Raw genomic sequence first — 20,519 nt, forward strand, 5'->3', positions numbered from 1 at the left:
TGCCTTAATTATTCTATTCAAAAATCCATTTTGTTCTTAAGATGCTCATCTTTTTTTGATTCTATCTATCTTAGATTTTTAAGTCTCTTTACAAAATTTTCTCTCATCCTTTCTTGTAAAAAGATTCTTGAGTCAAAATATGGCTATTTATTTCCTGCTTAAATTTATCGCAATTTTACCTTTGTCATTTTTACAAAGAATCGCGCTTTGGATTGCCTATCTACTCTTTCATACAAGCTCCTCCATCAAACGAATTACAACGATTAATCTCCGATTGGCATATCCTGAATTAAATGAACAAGCCTTACAAAAGCGTCTTCGTCTCAGCATTCAAAGCCAATGCATGACCTATATCGAATTTGTAAAATGCTGGGGAATGTCGCCTCAATACAACTTCAACTTACTCAAGAATATTCATGGTGCAGAGCTCTTAGAAAAGGCTTTAGCCAATCAAAAAGGCGTGATTGTGGTCGTTCCTCACTTTGGTTGCTGGGAACTGTTAAATGCTTGGTTAAATATTTATACGCAACCCATGATCATGTACAAACCTGACAAAATAAAAGGCGTGAATCGGTATATTTTAAATGCCCGACAGAAATTTAATGCCACCTTGGTACCAACAGATGAAACAGGAATACGTCAAATTTTTAAGCATCTAAAGCAAGGTGGTCTGACTGTCGTTTTGCCTGATCATTTACCTAAAGCTTCTGGCGGAATTTATTCACATTTTTTCCAGCAGAATACACTATCGGCAACATTGGTTTCGAAAATGGCGGCCAAGACGCAATGCAATGTCATTGGCTTAAGCTGTATCCGTAATCCTGAATTATCCAGTTTTGATGTATATTGCACCGAATTGCCTCAAACAATTCTTTCAAAAGATTTACAACAGTCTGTGGATAGCTTAAATCTGGCAATGCAAGAGATGATTCAGCTCGCGCCCGAACAGTATATCTGGTCATACAAACGCTTCAGGAATTGTTATGGCAATGTCAATGTTTACAGCAAACACCCCATGATCTAACATTCTTTAAGAATTTGTTTGGATTATAAAAATAAAAGCTCAAATTGATATAAATTTGTATTGCATTGAGCTAATTGTTTTTATTCATTTGAGATCAATTCTGAGCAGTGGCATAATAGCCGCCAGTTTTATGTCGATAGATGAGCAAGCTTATGGCTATGCGTCCTGAAGTCCGCCGTCGTGGTCTTGTGGTAATTGTTTTTGCAGTCGTTCAATGGTTATTCATGCGTTATATTCTTGCCAATGACTTATTTAACTTAGACACTTCTAGCCGTATTCTGTATTTCTGCGTGAGCAGTTTAGGCGGTGCCTTTGCAATTTTTGTCGGCTTGATTTACATGGTGCTTAAAGGCAATCCTGACCATAAATAAAATTCATGAACTTAATCCGGAATCAAGTTCATGAAAGTCTTAGCCATCGTTTCTATATCTATAGTACTTTTGACTTCTTTAGGTATGCTGTAAGGATGATTAACACATTCTTTTAAAGCAAGGGCTAACGTCTCTATGTCATTTTTTGGAACTAGATAACGGTTCATAGTCGGGTTATCAAAGAGTAATGCTATACTACTACTTGAGTTATAACTTACTATTGGTACATCCAAACTCAATGCCTGTAATAAAGATATCGGGCTTCCCTCACTTGATGAGCTCATAACAACACACTGAGATTGGCATATAAAATCTTGCGGGCTATTAGACCAACCAAGAAAATCTACACGATCCTGTATATTCAATTTATTCACTAAACTTTTTAAAGATAAAATTTCAGGGCCATCACCTAATATTCCAAGTTTTCCACTCACTTTTGCTTTATAAAACGCCATAATAGTATGATCAACCTGCTTAAGATTCACTAAGCGTCCTAAAAATAAAGCATCCCACTTTTTTGAATTAAAACGTTTTGTATTTTCTGGTAACTCAATACCATTTGGAATGGTTACAAACTGTGATAATTCAAGGATCTTTTTATAAGCTTCTTCTAGATGGTTGCTAACAATAACAATCTTTTTCCCATTAAGTAGCTGTTTAAAATAAAATTTATGACGCTCGTAACGTAAATAACTTCGCAACTGTCCCCAAATATTCTTAAAAGGTCTTTTCTCCAATATTTCTCCATGTACCCAAAACCAGATTTTATCTTTTTGCCCAAGATAGTCATAAAGATAATATCCATTGTGAAATCCTAAAATAATTAAAGTGAAATTCCTGTTATTAATTTTTTCTTCAACCATAGCCTGTTCAGCTTCTGTTAAAGTTTTCCTTTTCCACAATTTACCATAAGAAAAATCATGGCGAATATTTAAACTGATAAGTTCAACTGACGGTTCAAGATGACAATTCTGATTAGTATTATCAAGTGCACAAACAGTGACTTCAACTAATGAAGAGCGGCTTAAAAAGTTTGCCAGAGCACATGTAATGCTTTGAGCACCACCCTTACCTAGATTATCAACGATAAAAAGTACTTTCTTCATTTCCGGATTTTCAACTTTAATAAATAATATCTAAACCAGTTATTTACTCTTAGCCATAAATATCCAGAAAAAGATTTATTTGTTTTAAAAAGTGCTTTTGCTATTTGTCTATTAATTTTATATTCAGCCAGAGGATATAAAAAATGAATTTTATAGTCTTGTATAATTTTTTTCATATCATTATACATTACTAAATGATTATGAGAAAAGTTAGAGCCATGTACCCTATAGCCACAAAAGACTTCTGGTATATAGTCGAGTCTTTCACCATTCTTTGTTAGCTTTAACAACAAGTACCAATCTTCAACTTTTATACTTTCATCATACCCATTTACATCTTTTAAGCTAGTCAAACGAATCATTTGTGTACATGCGGGCAAATCGTGCTTATTTAAAATAATATCTTCAAATGAAAACGATGGCTTATTAGAGATTCTCGTAGTAACAGCATTTCCATTTGCATCAATAATTGCTACTGCACCAAATACTCCAATAACAGGAGTATTTTCAAGGTATTCGACTTGTCTGGACGTTTTCTCAGGGAACATTATGTCATCTGATGCAATCAGAGATACATATTTTCCCTGACACCATTTTATTGCTTCATTTAGTGTCGCACTCAGGCCTTTATTTTCACGTGTATAACATTCGAATCTGATAAATCTTCCCCGACATTCTGACTCTATTTTTTTTATTTCCTCAAATGAGTCGTCTTTTGAACCATCATCGATAACTATGAGTTCAATAGATTGATAAGTTTGATTTAAGATAGACTGGATACTCTCAAGAATATACTGTCTATGATTATAACAAGGTATAATGATCGAAACTAAAGGCTGCATTTAACATACTCATGTCTACTAGAAATACTAAAAACCTGAATTACTTGTATTTGACTATTTAAACTCAATATAGTTCTCACTTAAATCTGCCATTTCCAAAAGTATTCATTCAACTAATAATTACCTCAACTTATTGCATTTTTTACACTTAACCTTATGTAATGATATATGCCGATAGAGGATACCTATAAAAAACCAATAAAATAGGTATGTATATAATTAAAATCTTACTACAACTTACCTTTTGAATTGGTTAAATATCCAAACTTAATATCTTCACATTCACCCAAAATATCCGATTCAAAATAGTTGATTAAGCTTAATCAACTATTTGTAGCAATTATAGACATCATGGATAAAAGCATTATGCTCTTTAGCGATTTGATCAAAACAATAAATTTCCAATGCTTCTTTTTTGGCTTGCTGGGCAATTTTTAGTGCTTCATCTGGATGATGAATCAGATATTCAATTCCATTTGCAAGATCTTGTGCATCCCCAACTTTTGCAACCCAGGCATTTTGCCTATGTTTACACACCTGCAATGGTCCAATATGGTCACTACTTAAAACAACTTTGCCCCATCCAAAAGCATCCAAAATTCCAAGTGGTTGAATGTCATTCAATGAAGGAATCGCCATCATATCTGCAGACTGATAAATCTCAGATTTTTCTTCAGCATTAATCCATCCAGGAAATTGAACTAGATGCTCAATTTTAAAATCTTTGACCATTTGCTCATATTCGGCTTTATTCTCACCATCTCCTGCAAGTATTGCTCTAACTTGAATATTTTTTTCATTTAACAAATGAATTGCTTCTATCAGGACATGTACCCCTTTATTCGGAATCATACGTGTCAACATTGCAATAGTGACAGGCTTACGTAAAGGTTGCGGTAATGCTGGTTCTGCGGGTAGATGCATAAGATTAGAAATTACACGATGCATTTTATGAGAATTCTGAGCATCCGATAAACGTGATTTAACTAAATGTTGAATATGTGGTGTAATATGAATAAATGCATCCGCACGTACCGTACGCTTTACATTATGACTATGATTTACTGCAATAACAGGAATTTTAACTCCCATTGTTAGCATTGCATTTTTAAACAGCCAAACTGCTTTACCACTATGAGCAATAATTACATCAGGTTTTTGTTTCTCAATGAATTTACGGATTTTTAATGCTGCTCGCAGACTATAAAAACCAGTGTTTGCAATCACATGTATAGGTCGACTACCGCTGCTAAGATGAGCATTTTCAGTTCCCCTTAATAAAACCACTTCATGCCCATACTGTTCTAATGTATCAGCAATATTCAGCATTGCTTGCCAACGCCCACCTGTAGCATCGCCATAAACTGTATTAATAATTTTCATATAAAATCAACCTAAACTACAATATTTTCATTAACTAAATGGACTATTCATGAACTGACTCAGCCTAATTTTTTCCAAGCACTCTATCAAGCCGAAGAAGTATATTTTCTGCATGATTGTGCTTTTTTATTTTCACTATGCTTTGACTAAAGTTTTGACTATTCATTTGATCAAACAATCCAATCCACCCTTGCTTCGCAAAAAACATCAACTGTCGTTGAATATCTAAATCCTGCATGCCTTTTTTATTATAAAAGACCAATAATGGTTGCCCTGACATTACTACTTCAGCCATCATTGAGGTTGAATCTGCACTTGATAAAACCCAATTTGCCGCCAAAATATAATCTTTAATATCACACTGTTGACCCTGCGCCACCCAAGTCATTTGATCTTTATCTTGAAAAATATCATGGGCATGACAGAACTCTTCCAAGCTATGTTCAAACTCAATCGATGTTCTTCTGGAAGTCGTCAGCAAAATATGGGCAGCAGGATATTCCAAGCGTATTTTTTGAAGGACTGCACCCCATTCTTCTACAGATCCGATACTAACGGTCTTGGTATCCGCACCAATCAATACCGTTATGACTTGAGCAGAAGATTGAATACCTAATTTTGTTCTGGCTTGAATTTGAGTTAAAGCCAAAGCACACATTTTGTTTGGAGCGACTGGATAATACAGATAATGTGCTAAATTTTCCTGTTCCGCGTGTATGGTAAATACCACATCAAAATAATGAGACTTGATGCCACGTAAAGAACTTGCCACGATATTTTTTACAGCTCGTGTTTTGGAGAGTTCTAGCTTAAGCAATGCATTGGGCAACAGCGTATTTCCACCAGCGGAGACAATATAAGCAACCTGTTTCTGCTTTAAATTTTCCAATTGTTCATGGGTCAAAAATGCAGTTAACCATGCCGTATTAGGGCTGAATTTCATCAACCATTTTAGTATTCGATACTGCCATTTACTGGGTAATTTGAGTTTGAGCCATTCAACTTGATAAGTCTGCTGTTGATTTAACAGTTGTACAATACCTTGTGTTTGTGTTTCATGCCCTGCTTTCCCATCGGTGAGCGCAAGAATAAGTGGTTGATCATTCAGCATTTAAAACCTCCCGATAAACGGATTCTACGTTTCTCAGCATGCCATCGAGTACCAATTCTTTTGCAGCAAACGCATAGACTGCTTTATAATTTTTCTGCATTTCCTCTAAATCTACCAATGCGTTGCGCATGAGTTGATTTAATCTATCTACATCGTTTTCAGGACATAAATATTGCTCTGGCAAGACCATGGTCATTGCACCTACTGCTGTCGAAACCATTGGTGTTTTACACAGTAAAGCTTCAATCATTGTATATGGGCAACCTTCATAATGAGATGACATTACATATAAAGAGGCTTGCTGCATCAACTCTGCAATATCGGACCTAAAGCCTAAAAGTTTCACAGACTGTTCTAAATCCAACTCCGTAATCAAATGTTGTAATTTTTCTTTTTCAAAACCATCACCAACAATCCAGAGCTCAGCATTTTGGATGCCTTTCCATGCTTGAATAAGCACATCAAACCCCTTAACTGGCACTAGCCTTCCTACAGCAAGCACCACAGGTGGTGTATGTTTCATAATATTGGCATTTAAAATTGGAGGCTCTATTCCATTCAGCACCACATGTTTATGGGGATGATCCAATACTTCTGCTGCATTTGGACTCACCGCAATCACAGCATTAAAAGCTTTAAACATTTTGGTGTTTTTTTTACGGCTATGTAGTGTTGCAACACTCTTCAGCTTTAAATACGGTAAAAGTAAACTCACCATTGCAGCTGCTTTATTTCCATGCACATGGACAATATCAGCATTTTCATTTTTTAATGCTTTATATAACTGATAAAGTACAAAAATATTACGCCGACTTTTACTCAAATCCACAGCTACAAAATGTACCTGCAAGCGATCACGATATTTTTCATGTGCAATGACAGTCACCTGATGACCATGTTGTTGTAAACCATGTGCTAGCTCAACCACATGCTTTTCTAAACCACCTTCCTCATCACCTGCCATCACAAGCGTAATGTTCATACTTAGCCCTCACGCTTGCCTAATTTTAATCTTAACTTCACGGCAAAGAGTGAATCTTTCCCACTAATTTTAATACGTTGCAACTGCATAAAATCAGGTTGCTCACCATCGATCCCTTCAATCGTCGTTACCGCATTGTGATAACCAGCCTGTTTGGCCAATCCCACATCACGGGCAGAATAAATCCCAAAAGGATAGGCAAAACTGGTCACTGGCTGTTGAGTTAATTGTTCAAGCTGCTGTTTAGACTCTGTTAATTCTAAAAGACATTCAGCATCACCCAGTTTAGCAAGATTGGCGTGAGTCATGGTGTGTGATCCAATTTCAACCCATCCACTCTGGGCCAAAAACTTCACTTGCTCATCATTGAGTTTCGGTTCACGAGCAAGTTCACCGCTATTATGATGTGCCTTTTTATAAGTCGACCAGTCTCGATCATGACGATCGACCACCACATAAATGGTGGCTTTGGCTTGATATTTTTCTAAAATTGGATATGCATTTTCCAAGTTATCCAAATAACCATCATCAAAAGTAATTGCGACAGTTTTTTCAGGGTGTTTCCCCCAATTCTGTTGTAATTCTTGCATGGTGACAAAATGAAAACCTTGCGTGCTCATCCATGCAACTTGCTGCTCAAATTGTTCGGGTGTAACTCTGAGCTTATTAAATTTTGCCCCATCAATATGCTCTCGCACCATGTGATACATCAACACACGTGGTCGTTTCCAATCTACCGCAGGTTTCCACCACGCAAACTTGTAACTAAACAGTACCACCATCACGAACAGAACAAGAAATAAGTAAATCACAGGCAACTTCTGCTTATTGAGCTAAAAGATATGTTGCCACACGCTCTGCTTCTTTAAAAGCATTTGGTTCGGGCAACTGAGCTAACAAGAGCGATTCCGAGATAATTCCTTTCTCCAATAATCCATCTACCGATGTGGTAATTCGGTCTTTTTTCATCCGATCCATGGCAATCACACCAACTCTACAACCCGCGGTCAATGCCTCATAAATCATCGAAACACTATCTTCCGTGACCCAAACTGCTTCTGCCTGTTGCATTTCTTCAAAGATCCAACCTTGTGGCGTCTGTTCTACAGGAAAAAAGTGCACATGAGGTAAAAAAGGATATCTCTTCAAACGTTCAACAAACGGCTCAGGTGTTCGACGCGAAGTGGTAATAATGATTTCATTCTTCGAGTGTTGCTCAACAATCGTTTGAATAGATGCAAATACTTTTTCATCATTCCATCGATGGCGTTTAGAAGAACCACCCAATGCAATTAAAATCCGTCCAGATTGATGACGTTGCTCATTCACGATTGGATTCAGTGCGCCTTGGGTCACAATCACATGATCAGATGCTTGAACATCATCATGTGCAGGAATCACACTATAATCAAACCATGAAAATGGAAAATTTGGTTTCATTAAAATCACGGTTTTCGCTTGGCGATAAATTTTTCCAAGCAATAACACGCGTAATTGGGTATGACTACCAACGCCAATAATTAAATCTGGCGAGGTTTTCAACTGTGGAGTTGATTTACGGAATAATCCAAGCAAAAGTGGAAATAAAGCTAAATCTTCTATCGAAATTTCTTCAAAACTCATGCTTTCTACAGATTGTCTTTGCATGGCTTTAAACAGACCAAGTGCTTGTGAACGATGTCCTGCTTTTCCATCACTGACATAGACAATATGCATAAACTTAAACCATGATAAAATTTCAATAAAAAAGGCGAAACCGAAGTCTCGCCTTTTGATCTTAACCGATCAACTTAGTTTACGTAAGTCAACCAGTGTGCATATTTGTCGTTACGACCTTGAACTGCATCAAAATAAGTCTTTTGAATTTCAGTCGTAATCGGACCACGTGCACCACAACCGATTTGACGATCATCGTATTCACGAATTGGCGTAACTTCGGCAGCAGTTCCAGTAAAGAATGCTTCATCCGCAATATAGAATTCGTCACGGGTGATACGGCGTTCTACAACTTCGTAACCCAAGTCTTTAGCAATAGTAATCACCGTTTGACGGGTAATACCGTCCAGCGCGCCACCTGAAATATCTGGGGTATGTAACACACCATCTTTCACAAGGAATACGTTTTCGCCAGAACCTTGGCATACATAGCCTTGTGGATCCATTAACATTGCTTCATCGTAACCTGAATGTGCAACTTCTTGATGAGCCAAAATAGACAAAGTATAGTTGCCCGAAGCTTTTGCTTTACACATGGTCACGTTTGGATGGTGATGCGTGAAAGAAGAAGTTTTTACACGAATCCCTTTCGCCATCGCTTCTTCACCCAAATATGCACCCCACCCCCAAGCTGCTACTGCAGCATGAATGGTGTTGTTTGTTGCAGCAATACCGAGCTTTTCAGAACCAATCCAGATTAAAGGACGTAAATAGCAAGAGGCTAATTTATTTTCACGAACCACATCAATTTGAGCTTGTTCTAGCGTCGCTTGATCAAATGGGACTTTCATTTGATAAATTTTTGCAGAATTAAGCAAACGCTTAGTGTGGTCTTTTAAACGGAAAATCGCTGTACCTTTTGGTGTTTCATAAGCACGTACACCTTCAAAGACACCCATACTGTAATGCAAAGTATGCGTTAAAACGTGAACTTTCGCTTCACGCCAGTCAACCAATTGTCCATCTTGCCAAATAAAACCATCACGATCAGCCAAATTCATGGCACACACTCCAAATTTTTATATACAGTCATTTTTATCCAACAGCCGCAGCAGTTGGATCTATTAGTCTTTGCCATAACTTGCAAACGATCACGCGGGTATTGTGCCAATCCGCAGCATTGACTTGCATGGATTGATTCGCAAGTGCTAAACGGTGGCTCTCGGCTCGTTCACTGAGATAAGCTTGAATCAATGCTGTTGCATCGTTACTGGATAAGCAACCTGCTTTTGCAGCGTCTTCAAGGATTCGTACATTGTCGGAGTAGTGGGCGAGATCGGGATTCGACCCACTCCAGGCTAACACAGCATACTGTGCCATAAATTCAATATCAACGATACCTCCTGCATCCTGTTTTAAATGAAAAATTCCATCTTTTTGTTGTTCTTTAGAAGAACCTAAATGGTCTTTCATTTTTTGGCGCATTTTGAGGACTTCTTCACGAACATTGGCCTCATCTCTTGGTAGCGTTAAGATGCGACAGCGCAGTTGCTCGAACTTCTCTCGCAATGTTTCCTCACCCGCAATCGAACGTGCACGCACCAATGCCTGATGCTCCCATAACCATGCATTTTTAAGCTGGTATTGTTCAAAGGCTTTCAAACTAGTAACAAGTACACCTGCTTCCCCCGAAGGACGCAAACGTGTATCAATTTCATAAACACGACCATCTAAAGTCTGTGTGGTCATTAATGAGATAAACTTTTGCGCCACACGCATGGCAAATTCAAAACCACTGATGGATTTTGGTCCGTCAGTATCTGCCTGCTCATCCATATAATGAATAAACACCAGATCCAAATCTGAACCATAGCCCAACTCAATGCCGCCAAGCTTACCATAGCCCACAACGGCAAAAGCCATGTGGTCAATCGCACAGCGCTGCCCCTCAATATCCACAGGAAAACCATGTCGTTTTGCAACCATCTGATATGCCAGATTCAACGTTGCATTGACTGAAACTTCTGCAATATCGGTTAAGGCATCGGACACTTTCATGAGTGGGCTTTCTGCCAAAACATCACTCGCGGCAACTGCCAAAACATTGGATTTTTTAAATAGACGGAGCACCCGCATCAGATCTTCCACTTCATCCAGTTCAATGCGTAGCAATTGCTGGCGTAAAGAATCCTGTAAATCCTGACGGCGTGGCAACTCAAAATCCATCGATAAAAATTCATCTAACAACACTGGATAATGCGTCAATTCTTCACAAATCCATGGGCTGACCGTCGCCATTTTGACTAACCGCTGTAGTGCCCCTTTGCTTTCGATCAACATCACCAGATATACCGTACGACGCATCACCGATTCGACCAAAGGCATTAAACGCAATAAGGCGGTCTGGGGCTTATCCGACTCCAAAATCGCTTCAATCAAATGTGGCCAGAACATTTTCAAACGTTGAACGGCTTTTGCAGGCAACTTTTTCAAAGCATTGCCATACCAAAATTCATGCACCAATTTTTTGGCATCATCATCCAATACGGCTTGTAGACGTTGTTCAAGCTGACCAAAACTCTCGACCAATGGGTCGGGTTCTTTTTCTTTAATCAAATGCTCGAATTGATAAATGACTTTGGCACGTTTTTGATTGAGTACATCCAGAAATGCTTGCCAGTCGGTATAACCCAGTGTATCTACCATACGTTGGCGCAGTTCAGGCTCATTCGGTAAAGATTGCGTCTGTTGATCATTTAATGCCTGAATGGCATGTTCAACTCGACGTAAAAATAAATAAGCATCTTCCAGTTCAACCACAACTTGTGGATCAAGTAATCCCACCTCACCCAAATGATGCAGACTCACCAAACATTGACGATCTTGCAACTCAAGCTTTGAACCGCCATAAATTAATTGGAATACCTGTACGATAAATTCGACTTCACGAATTCCGCCTGCACCCAATTTAATGTCATCTTCAATATTACGACGCGCCACTTCTCGTTCGATCATGGCTTTCATTTCACGCATAGCTTCAAATGCGGTGTAATCAACGTAGCGTCGGAATACAAATGGACGCGTCATGGCAAGTAGCTCATCACCTTCCTTGCCGCCCGTCACAATACGCGCTTTGATCCAAGCATAACGCTCCCATTCGCGTCCATGCTGACTCAAATATTTTTCCAAAGCCACATGGCTGATGGCGAGCGCAGATCCATCTCCCCACGGACGCAGACGCATATCCACTCGAAACACAAAACCATCGGCAGTCATGTGATCCAGTAAATAAATTAGCTTTTGCCCCCAAAGAATACAAAACTGCTGAACATCAATGCATTTACGCCCATTGGTTTCGCCTTGCTCATCAAAAGCAAAAATCAGATCAATGTCACTGGATAGGTTTAACTCTTGTGCACCATGTTTCCCCATGGCAATCACGATCAGGTCCTGAACTTTACCGCTATAGCCTATTGGCTCACCATGCTTGGCAACCAGAGGTTTACGCGCAAAATCTTTCGCTGCGCAAACCATCGCATCCGCAAAATCAGAAAGTTCACGTGTTAAGGTCACAACATTGGTCAATTGGTTTGCATCTTGCCAAATCCAACGAAACATCAAACGTGCCCGCAAAATGCGACTTAAGCGTAGCCATGTCGTTTCATCTTCCACACTGTGTAATGCCTGTTGAACTTGCGTAAAAATTTGGGGGGTGGTTAATGAAGTTTGAAACTGATCAACGCCATAATCTTGTTCTAGTAAGGTTGTATGGATTGCCAAAACCTGTTCTGCATACTGGCTCGCACACAACGTTTTTTGCAATTGTTCAGCGTTCATCAAGAGCTACTCTCCTTCTTTGGCACATGCCTGATTCAACTTTTTTTTAAACCATCAAGCTTCATGACATCTTAATTTTCATATCTGGGCTCATCCTGCTGTTTTAATCCTGATTCGAGCATCACTGGCGCTTTGAATCAGCAAAATTCTGGTTAAACAACAAGCATATTTCGAAATAATCTGAGCTGATATTGGGCATAAGTCTGAATTCGACTTCAGCTCGAGTGTACTCAATCAAATGCTGGGATACTACCGAATGCGTGTAGTTTTGAATGATTTTTTTGAACCATGTGAATCATCTGGAAAAGGTGTATCGTTAAGGCGAAACTTCTTTTTTCTTTTGGCTTTGACTCAAGGCTAAATAAGATTCCGCTTGCGGTAACGTCACCTTAAACAAGGTGCCTTCTCCTTCTTTAGATTGCACCTGAATTTTACCCTGATTAATTTCTACAAAACGTTTACACAGCACTAAACCAAGCCCCATGCCCTTTTCGCCATCCGTGCCTTTAAAACTGACCGTTAACCGTGGTTGGAATAACTGTTCGATTTGTTGTGCGGTCATGCCCAAGCCCGTATCTTGAATGGCAATCTCGACCCCTTTGCTTGTGACTTCAGCAGAAATTTTGACTACGCCAGAACCATCCATATGGGTAAACTTCAACGCATTGGAAACCAAATTCTGAATCACCGAAGTAACCATATTAATATCGGCAAAAACTTTGATCTCTTCAGGTACGGCATCAATCAATTGGATTTTCTTTTTAATCGCTAAGCCATTCAACACATCAAAAACAATTTTGGAAGCTTGTTTCAACTGGAAATTAATCGGATGGAAAACAAAACGTCCACCTTCTGCCATAGCCCAATTGAGTAAACTTTCTAATAAGCTATATGTTGATTGCGTCGTGTCATGCAAATAGTCGGCAATATTTTGAATACTGTCTTCATCCAAACTGCCACGCTCTTGAGCTAACACCTCTGAAAAACCGAGCAAGCCATGAAATGGGGCACGTAAATCATGTGCAATAATTTGGAAGAATTTGGTTTTACTAAAATTTAATGCAGACTGCTGCTCATACATTTCTTTCAGTTCTGCATAATCGATTTTAAGTTCAATATGCTTCATTAAACTGGCAAATAACTCTTGCAGCATTTGAATTTGATCTTGTGTAAATGCTTGTGCTTGATGGTCAAATAAAGCCACGTGACCAACCGAATTACCTTGGCTATTTTGTAAATTCAAAACCACTACACGAGGCTGCGAAACCAAGCCTAAAGTCGAAATTGTTGTTACAAAATTTTCATAATCAGGATGTCGTGCATCAATATACGCTTGTCTAACCAAACTGGGAAACAATGACGCACTGGCATAGGCTTTTAAACCCGACTGCATTGATACCCATGCATAAGGCTCAGTATGAAATTGTAAAACTGCATAATCCACAGCAAGCAGTTGCCGCGCCAATTTGAGAAAACTCGAAATTTGATTCTGTGATGACGTAATCCCTAACAGCAATGACAGTCTACATGCACTTAACTGCTCGGTTTCTGAGCCAATCTCTAAGAGTTGTATGTTCATAATTGCCTCGAGAAAATCAAACATTGCGACAGTAGATTGTGCAGATTCAGTTAAATCTTTAATTAAGAATGAATTTTTGAATTATGATACAAAAAATTAAAATATATTTACAAAAACAATATAATACTTAATCGGTGACTTGACCAGTAATGCATGTGTTAAACACATAGATAAATTTCATCAAAACTAGATTTTTATCTCGTTTCTCTATACATTGTCCAATGTAAAACAAGTTTCATTCAGACTGACTTTCAATCCAATATCGTCACTCGACAGCATATAGCACACACGCCATTTTCAACAGCACCTGACCCATATTGTGATGACCATTTTGCAAAGGCTACTTTCAAAACTCAATCTAGATTTGAGAAAGTTAATTCTTTTTCTTGCGATGTTCAGTGTGTTTAGCCTATTTGTAATTTCACTGGCCGTCAGCTATTACATTCAGCGCCAACAACTCATTGAAAATTCATTGTCTGTTAATTTTGATTATGCTTCAAAAATTGCCCAAGGAACCGATTTACAATTTAAAAGTTTAGTCAAGCAACTGGCATATAGTGCAGAAATTTTGGGTCATTCTTTTGATGATTCGAGCGCACTGCAAAATGAAGTCAATCGCCTACGCTATCAATCCGATTTTTTTGATAGCGTCGTGGTGATTAATAAAGAAGGACGGTTTGTCAGTTATGCACCAGAGCATTTGGCATTTGATAAAAAGTTAGTCAATAAAACCTATGGCATTCAACTGTCCTTAGAAAAAAAAGCCCCTGTTATTACACCGCCTTATTATTCAATTCGACATAATTTAATTGTCTTTATCTCACAACCCATTTTTGACCAAAACCACCAATATCTCGGTTTCATTGGTGGGGCGCTGTATTTAAAGAAGAATAATCTAATCCGCGAATTGCTCAGTATCAAATATAATTATCAAAACAGTTATATGTATGTGCTTGATCAATATAATCGTATTATTTTCCACCCTGATCCGAAACGAATTGGTGAAACCGTAACGCATAACTCGGGGCTCGCCCACATTCAGGCCACTAAGTATGGAAAAATGCAATTGGTGAATAGCCAAGGACATGAAAACCTTGCTGGATTTGCCTATGTACCATCTACCAAATGGATCATCGTTTCTCAACAACCCACCGCAGTATTATTAGAACAAGCCACCAGTATTGTTTATAAAATTTTATTCGGTATGTCGATCTTTTATTTGGTTATTTTCTTTATTGTTTGGCGGATTGCCTATCTCATTTCCAATCCACTCGAACAGCTTGCCAAAATGGCGAGTGTATTGAATACCCCAGATATCGATCAAAAAATTAAAAGCATTGAACCTTGGTATTTTGAAGTTTTAAAATTTCGCCTCTCTTTACTGCTGAGTGCCCAAAACTTTAAAAAACGGATTAATGAGCTAAATTACCATGTTAATACCGACCCACTGACAGGCTTTTATAACCGTCGTGGTATGGATGTATTTACGCAAGAATTGATCAATGCCAAAACCCAATTTTGTGTGATCGCCATTGATATTGATCACTTTAAGCAAGTGAATGACACTTACGGACATGACAAAGGCGATTTGGTTTTACAAAAAGTGGCTGAACTGATTCAGGCTAACTTCCGTGATAATGATGTATGTTGCCGTTTTGGCGGTGAGGAATTTATTGTTCTAACACCAAGTACCGATTTGGATATTGGTTATAAATTGGCAGAACGCCTAAGACTAAAATTAGAATCGACTTTAATTGAAGGGATTGGCCCGATCACCATTTCGATTGGTCTAGCACATTGGCCCGATTCTTCCGCACATATCAAGGCGGTAATGAAACTGGCTGATGAAAACCTCTATCAAGCCAAAGCGGATGGACGCAATCGCATCTGTATGTAACTTAAACAGGTGCTTTAGAATTTAATCGCGCCCAATCAATCTCCGCTTGAGCAATCCACATCAGACTAACGCCTTCAACCGCCTTGAACTTGATGATTAAAAGCGTTCGAGTTGGTCGACTGCCATTGGCATCGCAAGTAAATAACCTTGTAACTGCTGACAGCCTAAACGCGATAAAATTTCGGCTTGTGAAGCACATTCCACCCCTTCAGCAGTCACCACCAAACCAAGTTTAATCGCCAATTGAATAATACTTTCTAGAATCATTTCTTCTTTAGAATCAACTTCTAAATCATAAATAAACTCACGATCGATTTTCAGCTCGTCCACTGGAAGATTTTTTAAATACAGAAAACTCGAATGCCCTGTACCAAAATCATCAATTGCTAATTTGATGCCCATTTGACGCAAACGCTCAAAACTCAAAATACTGGATTCAATATGATGCATCGCAGTCGTTTCTGTAATTTCAATCATCAAATGGCTTGGATCAATTTGATATTTTTCAAATAACTGCTCTAGGTTGGTAAATAAATGCTTGTGCTCAAATTGCACTGCAGAAAGGTTTACCGCAACAGGAAAAAACGGTGCGTTATTTTTTTCCCAAATTTGAATCTGACGGCAGGCTTGTTCAATCACCCAATAGCCCAGTTCAATAATAAGTCCCGTCTTTTCAGCGCCTCGAATAAACATATTGGGGGTTAATAGCCCCAAAGTTGGATGCTGCCAACGAATTAATGCTTCCACACCACAAATTTGATGATCGTGGGTAGTAAATTTAGGTTGGTAAAACAAGATAAATTGCTGTTCTTCCACAGCCTTATATAAATCATTGATTAATTTAGTTAAACTTTTTGTTTCCTGCTGATCTACCGTATAGTTAAACACTGAATAGGTATTGCGACCCTGATATTTCGAGGAAAGCATTGCCGCATCTGCGTTGATTAATAAATCTTGCAGATTATTGCCATGTTCAGGGAACATCGCAATACCGACACTTGCCGAGATATTAATTTCCTTCCCTGCAATCAAAAAGCTATTTTGAATTTGTTCAAGTGCAATATTTGCCATCTGCTCAGCTTGTTCTAAGCTTGCATCTTCAATCACCATCAAAAATTCATCTCCACCAATACGGAGCAATTTTTGATGTTCATTCAATTGTGCATGAATACGGCTTGATAGCTGTACCAACAATTGGTCACCAACATGATGACCAAAGACATCATTTACCCCCTTAAATCGATCTAAATCAATAAAAAGAAAAGCAATTTTTTGGTCATTGTAACGGTGATTGGTAAATAGAAAGTGGGCATATTCCGCTAAATACAAACGATTCGGCAATTTTGTTAGATTGTCCCGAACCGCTTGTTTCGCCAGCTCTTGGTTTGCAGTATATAATTGTATGTTGCGCTCTTCTAAACGTTGCTCTAACACCGCGACAAAAAAAGCAGCAATAAAAATCAGGGATGTCACCAATAATACAGTGAATAAAATTAGACTATAACCCGATTGGTTTAAGGTGATCAGATCTGTCGCATATTTCACAAACTTGGTTGCGGCCATACCACTAAAATGCATACCGACAATGGTGGTCGACATCATTAACGCGATACCTAGTTTTAACCAAAATTTATATTTGATTGCAGCTTTATATTTAAATGTTAACCATAAGGTTAAGCCTGAACCGCAAATTGCAAAAATAATCGAGAACACCACCAACATGGCATCGTATTGAATATGATAAGACGGCAATTCTAATGCCAACATCCCAGTATAGTGCATACCAGAGATACCCAACCCCATCAATACTGCCCCCATAATGAGACGTGCAAATGATAAGGTTGGACCGGTAATCAGCCATATGGCAAACGTAGAAGCAATAAATGCAATTAAATAAGAGGTTAAAGTCAGCCAAAAATCGACAGTAAATGATTCTGGAAAATGGCAGGCAAAAATAGCAATAAAATGCATACACCAAATGGCAACCCCAAGCACCAATCCACTGGTCACCAAAATTACGTTGTGAAGCTTCTGCTGTGGCCCACGGAATAATAATTGTTCGAGTGACACGACCATTAAACATGCCAACAAAGCAAATAAAATAGAACCTATAACTAGGCTTAAATCATAATGTATATGAACCATATAAAGCTTCCGTTTAGGTCATCTTTTTTTTATCAATACATTCAAAGTCGAGCTCTCAAGTGATAAAAACGTTAAGTTTTTTTCAAATTTTATAATCTTGTTTAGAATCTAATACTCTATCGTTTTGGTCAAGTGTTTATTCTTGATTATTTTTAAAAAAAAGTGCCTTAGTTGACCGTTATCCATTTATTTTTTATGCCTTTTTTAATACTCAAAATACCATAAAGCCAGCCCGATTGGGCTGGCTTTAAATCAGGTCGATGCAGTGAAGGAGTTAGGACTTCACTTTCTGTATTTTCGCATAATCGAGCAATACATTCGCTGCTTCGGTCACAAATGCTTCCTCTTCAGGTAATGCGGGACGTTGTGTTGCTTTCATTTTGGCACGGGACTCCGCCAAAGCATCTAGAGATGCTTGATAGCTCTCCCAATTTGCATATGGCTTTTGACCTGTCGCCTGACGACGTTGGTTTTCGGCCTGTAAAGTTGCTTGTTCTAGTGCAGTCAATTCCGCTTTACGCTGATCAATATCGAGAACAATACGTTTTTGCTCATCCGATTTTTTGGCAATCGCTTTGCGCTGTTCCAAATATTTGAACTGCGGCTCAACACTTACACGCTGTTCAGAAGCTTGATCCAGTTGCTGTACATAAGGTTTTACTGAACCTTCGCGTTTAAATGGTGCGGTCGGAATGGTATCCCATTTCAAGGCATTCTTCGCTTTACGCTCACCAAACTCTTCGTTATAAATATCCACCAAAGTCACATCTGGAATGACACCTTTATTTTGCGTACTTCCCCCAGTCACTCGATAGAACTTACGCTGCGTTAAGGTCGCCTGTCCATATGCCAAACTGTCTAGTTGAACTTGTGCAGTCCCCTTACCTGTGGTGGTACTCCCAATCACAATGCCACGCTCATAATCTTGAATCGCAGCAGAGTAAATTTCACTGGCCGAAGCTGAAGCTAAATTGACCAAGATTGCCAATGGCCCCGCATAGGTTTGCGCACCACCGTCATCATCTTCAAACACGCTCACATTGCCATTGCCATCGCGAATCTGTACCACTGGACCCGACTTAATCACCTGCCCAAGCATACGTGCAACTTCTTCTAAAGAGCCACCTGGGTTATTACGCAAATCAATAATGATGCCTTCTACATTTTTCGTTTGCAGATCTTTTAAGGCGTTGTTGGTATCTTCAGACACTGAACGATATTCATTGCCCGCACGACGCGCGCGATAATTCAAGTAGAACGATGGAATTTCAATCACTCCCATCCGATGCACTTTGCCATCACGTTTCACTTCGACCACACGTGAACGCACCCCAGCATCTTCTTCCTGAATCACATCACGGACAATTGTCACATTCCGTGCTTGGCTCATTGAAGCACCTGTTGCCAACAAGCGTACCGTTACTTTGGTACCTCGTTTACCACGAATCAACCCGACAATTTCATTGCTTGGCCAACCCACAACATCAATCATTTTTTCGCCGTCTTGTGCCACACCAATAATGCGGTCACCCGACTTGACTTGCCCTGTTTTGCTTGCAGGGCCACCATCTACGATGGTTTCAATCTTGGTGTAGTCTTCATTGCCACGTTCTGGACGAATCGACACCCCAATCCCTTCCAACTGCAAGGTCGTTTGACGGTTTAATTCCATCGCATCGACAGGTGGGAAATAGTTGCTGTGCGGATCGTAGGTCAGCATCATCGCATTTAAGGTTTTATCTAGAACATCATCACTTTTGGTTCGGCTAATTCGCTCCAATTGACGCGTATAACGTTTGGTCAGCGTCTGAACAGGGGTTAAATCTTCTGGACTGGTCAAATCCTGCCCATTGGCAAGTTCAGGATTATCTTTTAAAACTTTTTGCTTGGCTTGCTCTTCTTGTTTACTGATGTTCAAATTAATGAGTTGTGACACCAGCATCTTTTGCCAATAAGTACGTTGTTCTTGGGCATTTTTAAAATAAGCCGCTTTTTCACGATCGACATCAATATAGACATTCGGCTGATTCAAGTTTTGCGGCTTTTTCAACTCTGCCAACATATATTCATAAAACTGTGACAAACGCTCACGATATTGGGCATGAATGGCATAAGGACCAGTTAAATCCCCTGCTTTTAATGCCGCACCAAAAGTTGCGCCATATTGCTTTTTGTATTGCTCAACTTCTGTGCTCAGGAAAATGGTATGGTCTGGATCTAAACTGTCCAGATAAAAATCAAGAATGCGGTTCGAAGTGTCTGCATCCAAACGCATATTTAAATAATGTTGACGGTCAACTAAGGTGGCCAATTGTCGTGAAACCAGCGCTTGTTCTTTTGTTGGCACGACAGATTTTGAGACTACAGCGGTATCGTTGGCTGCAATTGCTTGATTGATTGCGTGTGTGAAAAACAAACCACCAGTCGCAATGGCAACTGCACAAGCTATTGTTTGAAGTTTCATAAATAATTTGTACTTCCTTGGTTTTCGACCAAAATTACTGCGTCGTTATTCAACATGAATGGTGCAGATTCAACATCTTAAACAACTAAATATGTTTATGTCGTGTAGTTTTATCATAATCT

General features: G+C 39.0%; 15 protein-coding genes. 3 read left to right on the forward strand and 12 right to left on the reverse strand.

Annotation, left to right across the window (positions count from 1 at the left end; all coding sequences use genetic code 11):
* Positions 1-139 precede the first annotated feature (139 nt).
* Both E0H87_RS05525 and E0H87_RS05530 read left to right on the forward strand, forming a co-directional pair.
* Entirely contained in the window at positions 140-1,024 is an 885-nt protein-coding gene (locus E0H87_RS05525; protein WP_131322689.1) for a lysophospholipid acyltransferase family protein, read from the forward strand.
* Positions 1,025-1,176: 152 nt separating this feature from the next.
* Positions 1,177-1,395 carry a hypothetical protein gene (locus tag E0H87_RS05530; RefSeq protein WP_131322690.1) on the forward strand — a complete coding sequence of 73 codons (219 nt, stop codon included), beginning with the start codon at positions 1,177-1,179 and terminating at the stop codon, positions 1,393-1,395.
* An 11-nt stretch (positions 1,396-1,406) separates the two neighbouring features.
* On the opposite strand, the gene E0H87_RS05535 is transcribed toward E0H87_RS05530, so the two are convergent.
* The 10 genes from E0H87_RS05535 to E0H87_RS05580 form a co-directional block, all read right to left on the reverse strand.
* Positions 1,407-2,501, reverse strand: coding sequence for a glycosyltransferase (locus tag E0H87_RS05535; protein WP_131322691.1), 1,095 nt, complete (start codon positions 2,499-2,501; stop codon positions 1,407-1,409).
* Positions 2,498-3,343 carry a glycosyltransferase family 2 protein gene (locus E0H87_RS05540; protein ID WP_131322692.1) on the reverse strand — a complete coding sequence of 282 codons (846 nt, stop codon included), beginning with the start codon at positions 3,341-3,343 and terminating at the stop codon, positions 2,498-2,500. The genes E0H87_RS05535 and E0H87_RS05540 overlap by 4 nt, the downstream gene beginning before the upstream one ends.
* Positions 3,344-3,670: 327 nt before the next feature.
* Positions 3,671-4,726, reverse strand: coding sequence for a glycosyltransferase family 4 protein (locus E0H87_RS05545; protein WP_131322693.1), 1,056 nt, complete (start codon positions 4,724-4,726; stop codon positions 3,671-3,673).
* Positions 4,727-4,790: 64 nt separating this feature from the next.
* Entirely contained in the window at positions 4,791-5,837 is a 1,047-nt protein-coding gene (locus tag E0H87_RS05550; protein WP_131322694.1) for an ELM1/GtrOC1 family putative glycosyltransferase, read from the reverse strand.
* Positions 5,827-6,819: a glycosyltransferase gene (locus E0H87_RS05555; RefSeq protein WP_131322695.1), complete on the reverse strand. Its 993-nt coding sequence runs from the start codon at positions 6,817-6,819 to the stop codon at positions 5,827-5,829. The genes E0H87_RS05550 and E0H87_RS05555 overlap by 11 nt, the downstream gene beginning before the upstream one ends.
* 2 nt (positions 6,820-6,821) lie before the next feature.
* Complete coding sequence (locus E0H87_RS05560) at positions 6,822-7,601, reverse strand: polysaccharide deacetylase family protein (protein ID WP_413773111.1); 780 nt, start codon at positions 7,599-7,601, stop codon at positions 6,822-6,824.
* Between the two features lie 43 nt (positions 7,602-7,644).
* The gene (locus tag E0H87_RS05565) at positions 7,645-8,535 is read right to left on the reverse strand and encodes a mitochondrial fission ELM1 family protein (protein WP_131322697.1); all 891 of its coding nucleotides are present in this window, start codon (positions 8,533-8,535) and stop codon (positions 7,645-7,647) included.
* Positions 8,536-8,609: 74 nt separating this feature from the next.
* Positions 8,610-9,536 carry a branched-chain amino acid transaminase gene (locus E0H87_RS05570; RefSeq protein ID WP_131322698.1) on the reverse strand — a complete coding sequence of 309 codons (927 nt, stop codon included), beginning with the start codon at positions 9,534-9,536 and terminating at the stop codon, positions 8,610-8,612.
* Positions 9,537-9,570: 34 nt separating this feature from the next.
* Complete coding sequence (gene glnE, locus E0H87_RS05575) at positions 9,571-12,312, reverse strand: bifunctional [glutamate--ammonia ligase]-adenylyl-L-tyrosine phosphorylase/[glutamate--ammonia-ligase] adenylyltransferase (RefSeq protein WP_131322699.1); 2,742 nt, start codon at positions 12,310-12,312, stop codon at positions 9,571-9,573.
* A gap of 316 nt (positions 12,313-12,628) precedes the next feature.
* Positions 12,629-13,891, reverse strand: coding sequence for a sensor histidine kinase (locus E0H87_RS05580; protein WP_131322700.1), 1,263 nt, complete (start codon positions 13,889-13,891; stop codon positions 12,629-12,631).
* A gap of 322 nt (positions 13,892-14,213) precedes the next feature.
* On the opposite strand from E0H87_RS05580, the gene E0H87_RS05585 reads away from it, so the two are divergent.
* Positions 14,214-15,788 (forward strand): sensor domain-containing diguanylate cyclase, encoded by a 1,575-nt coding sequence (locus E0H87_RS05585; RefSeq protein ID WP_131322701.1) that lies wholly within the window; start codon positions 14,214-14,216, stop codon positions 15,786-15,788.
* A gap of 96 nt (positions 15,789-15,884) precedes the next feature.
* Here E0H87_RS05585 and E0H87_RS05590 read toward each other — a convergent pair whose 3' ends face one another.
* Complete coding sequence (locus tag E0H87_RS05590; RefSeq protein WP_131322702.1) at positions 15,885-17,933, reverse strand: EAL domain-containing protein; 2,049 nt, start codon at positions 17,931-17,933, stop codon at positions 15,885-15,887.
* 274 nt (positions 17,934-18,207) lie between these two features.
* Entirely contained in the window at positions 18,208-20,397 is a 2,190-nt protein-coding gene (locus E0H87_RS05595) for a carboxy terminal-processing peptidase (protein WP_131322703.1), read from the reverse strand.
* Between the last annotated feature and the right edge of the window lie 122 nt (positions 20,398-20,519).

Source organism: Acinetobacter sp. ANC 4178, from assembly GCF_004331175.1.
GTDB lineage: Bacteria > Pseudomonadota > Gammaproteobacteria > Pseudomonadales > Moraxellaceae > Acinetobacter.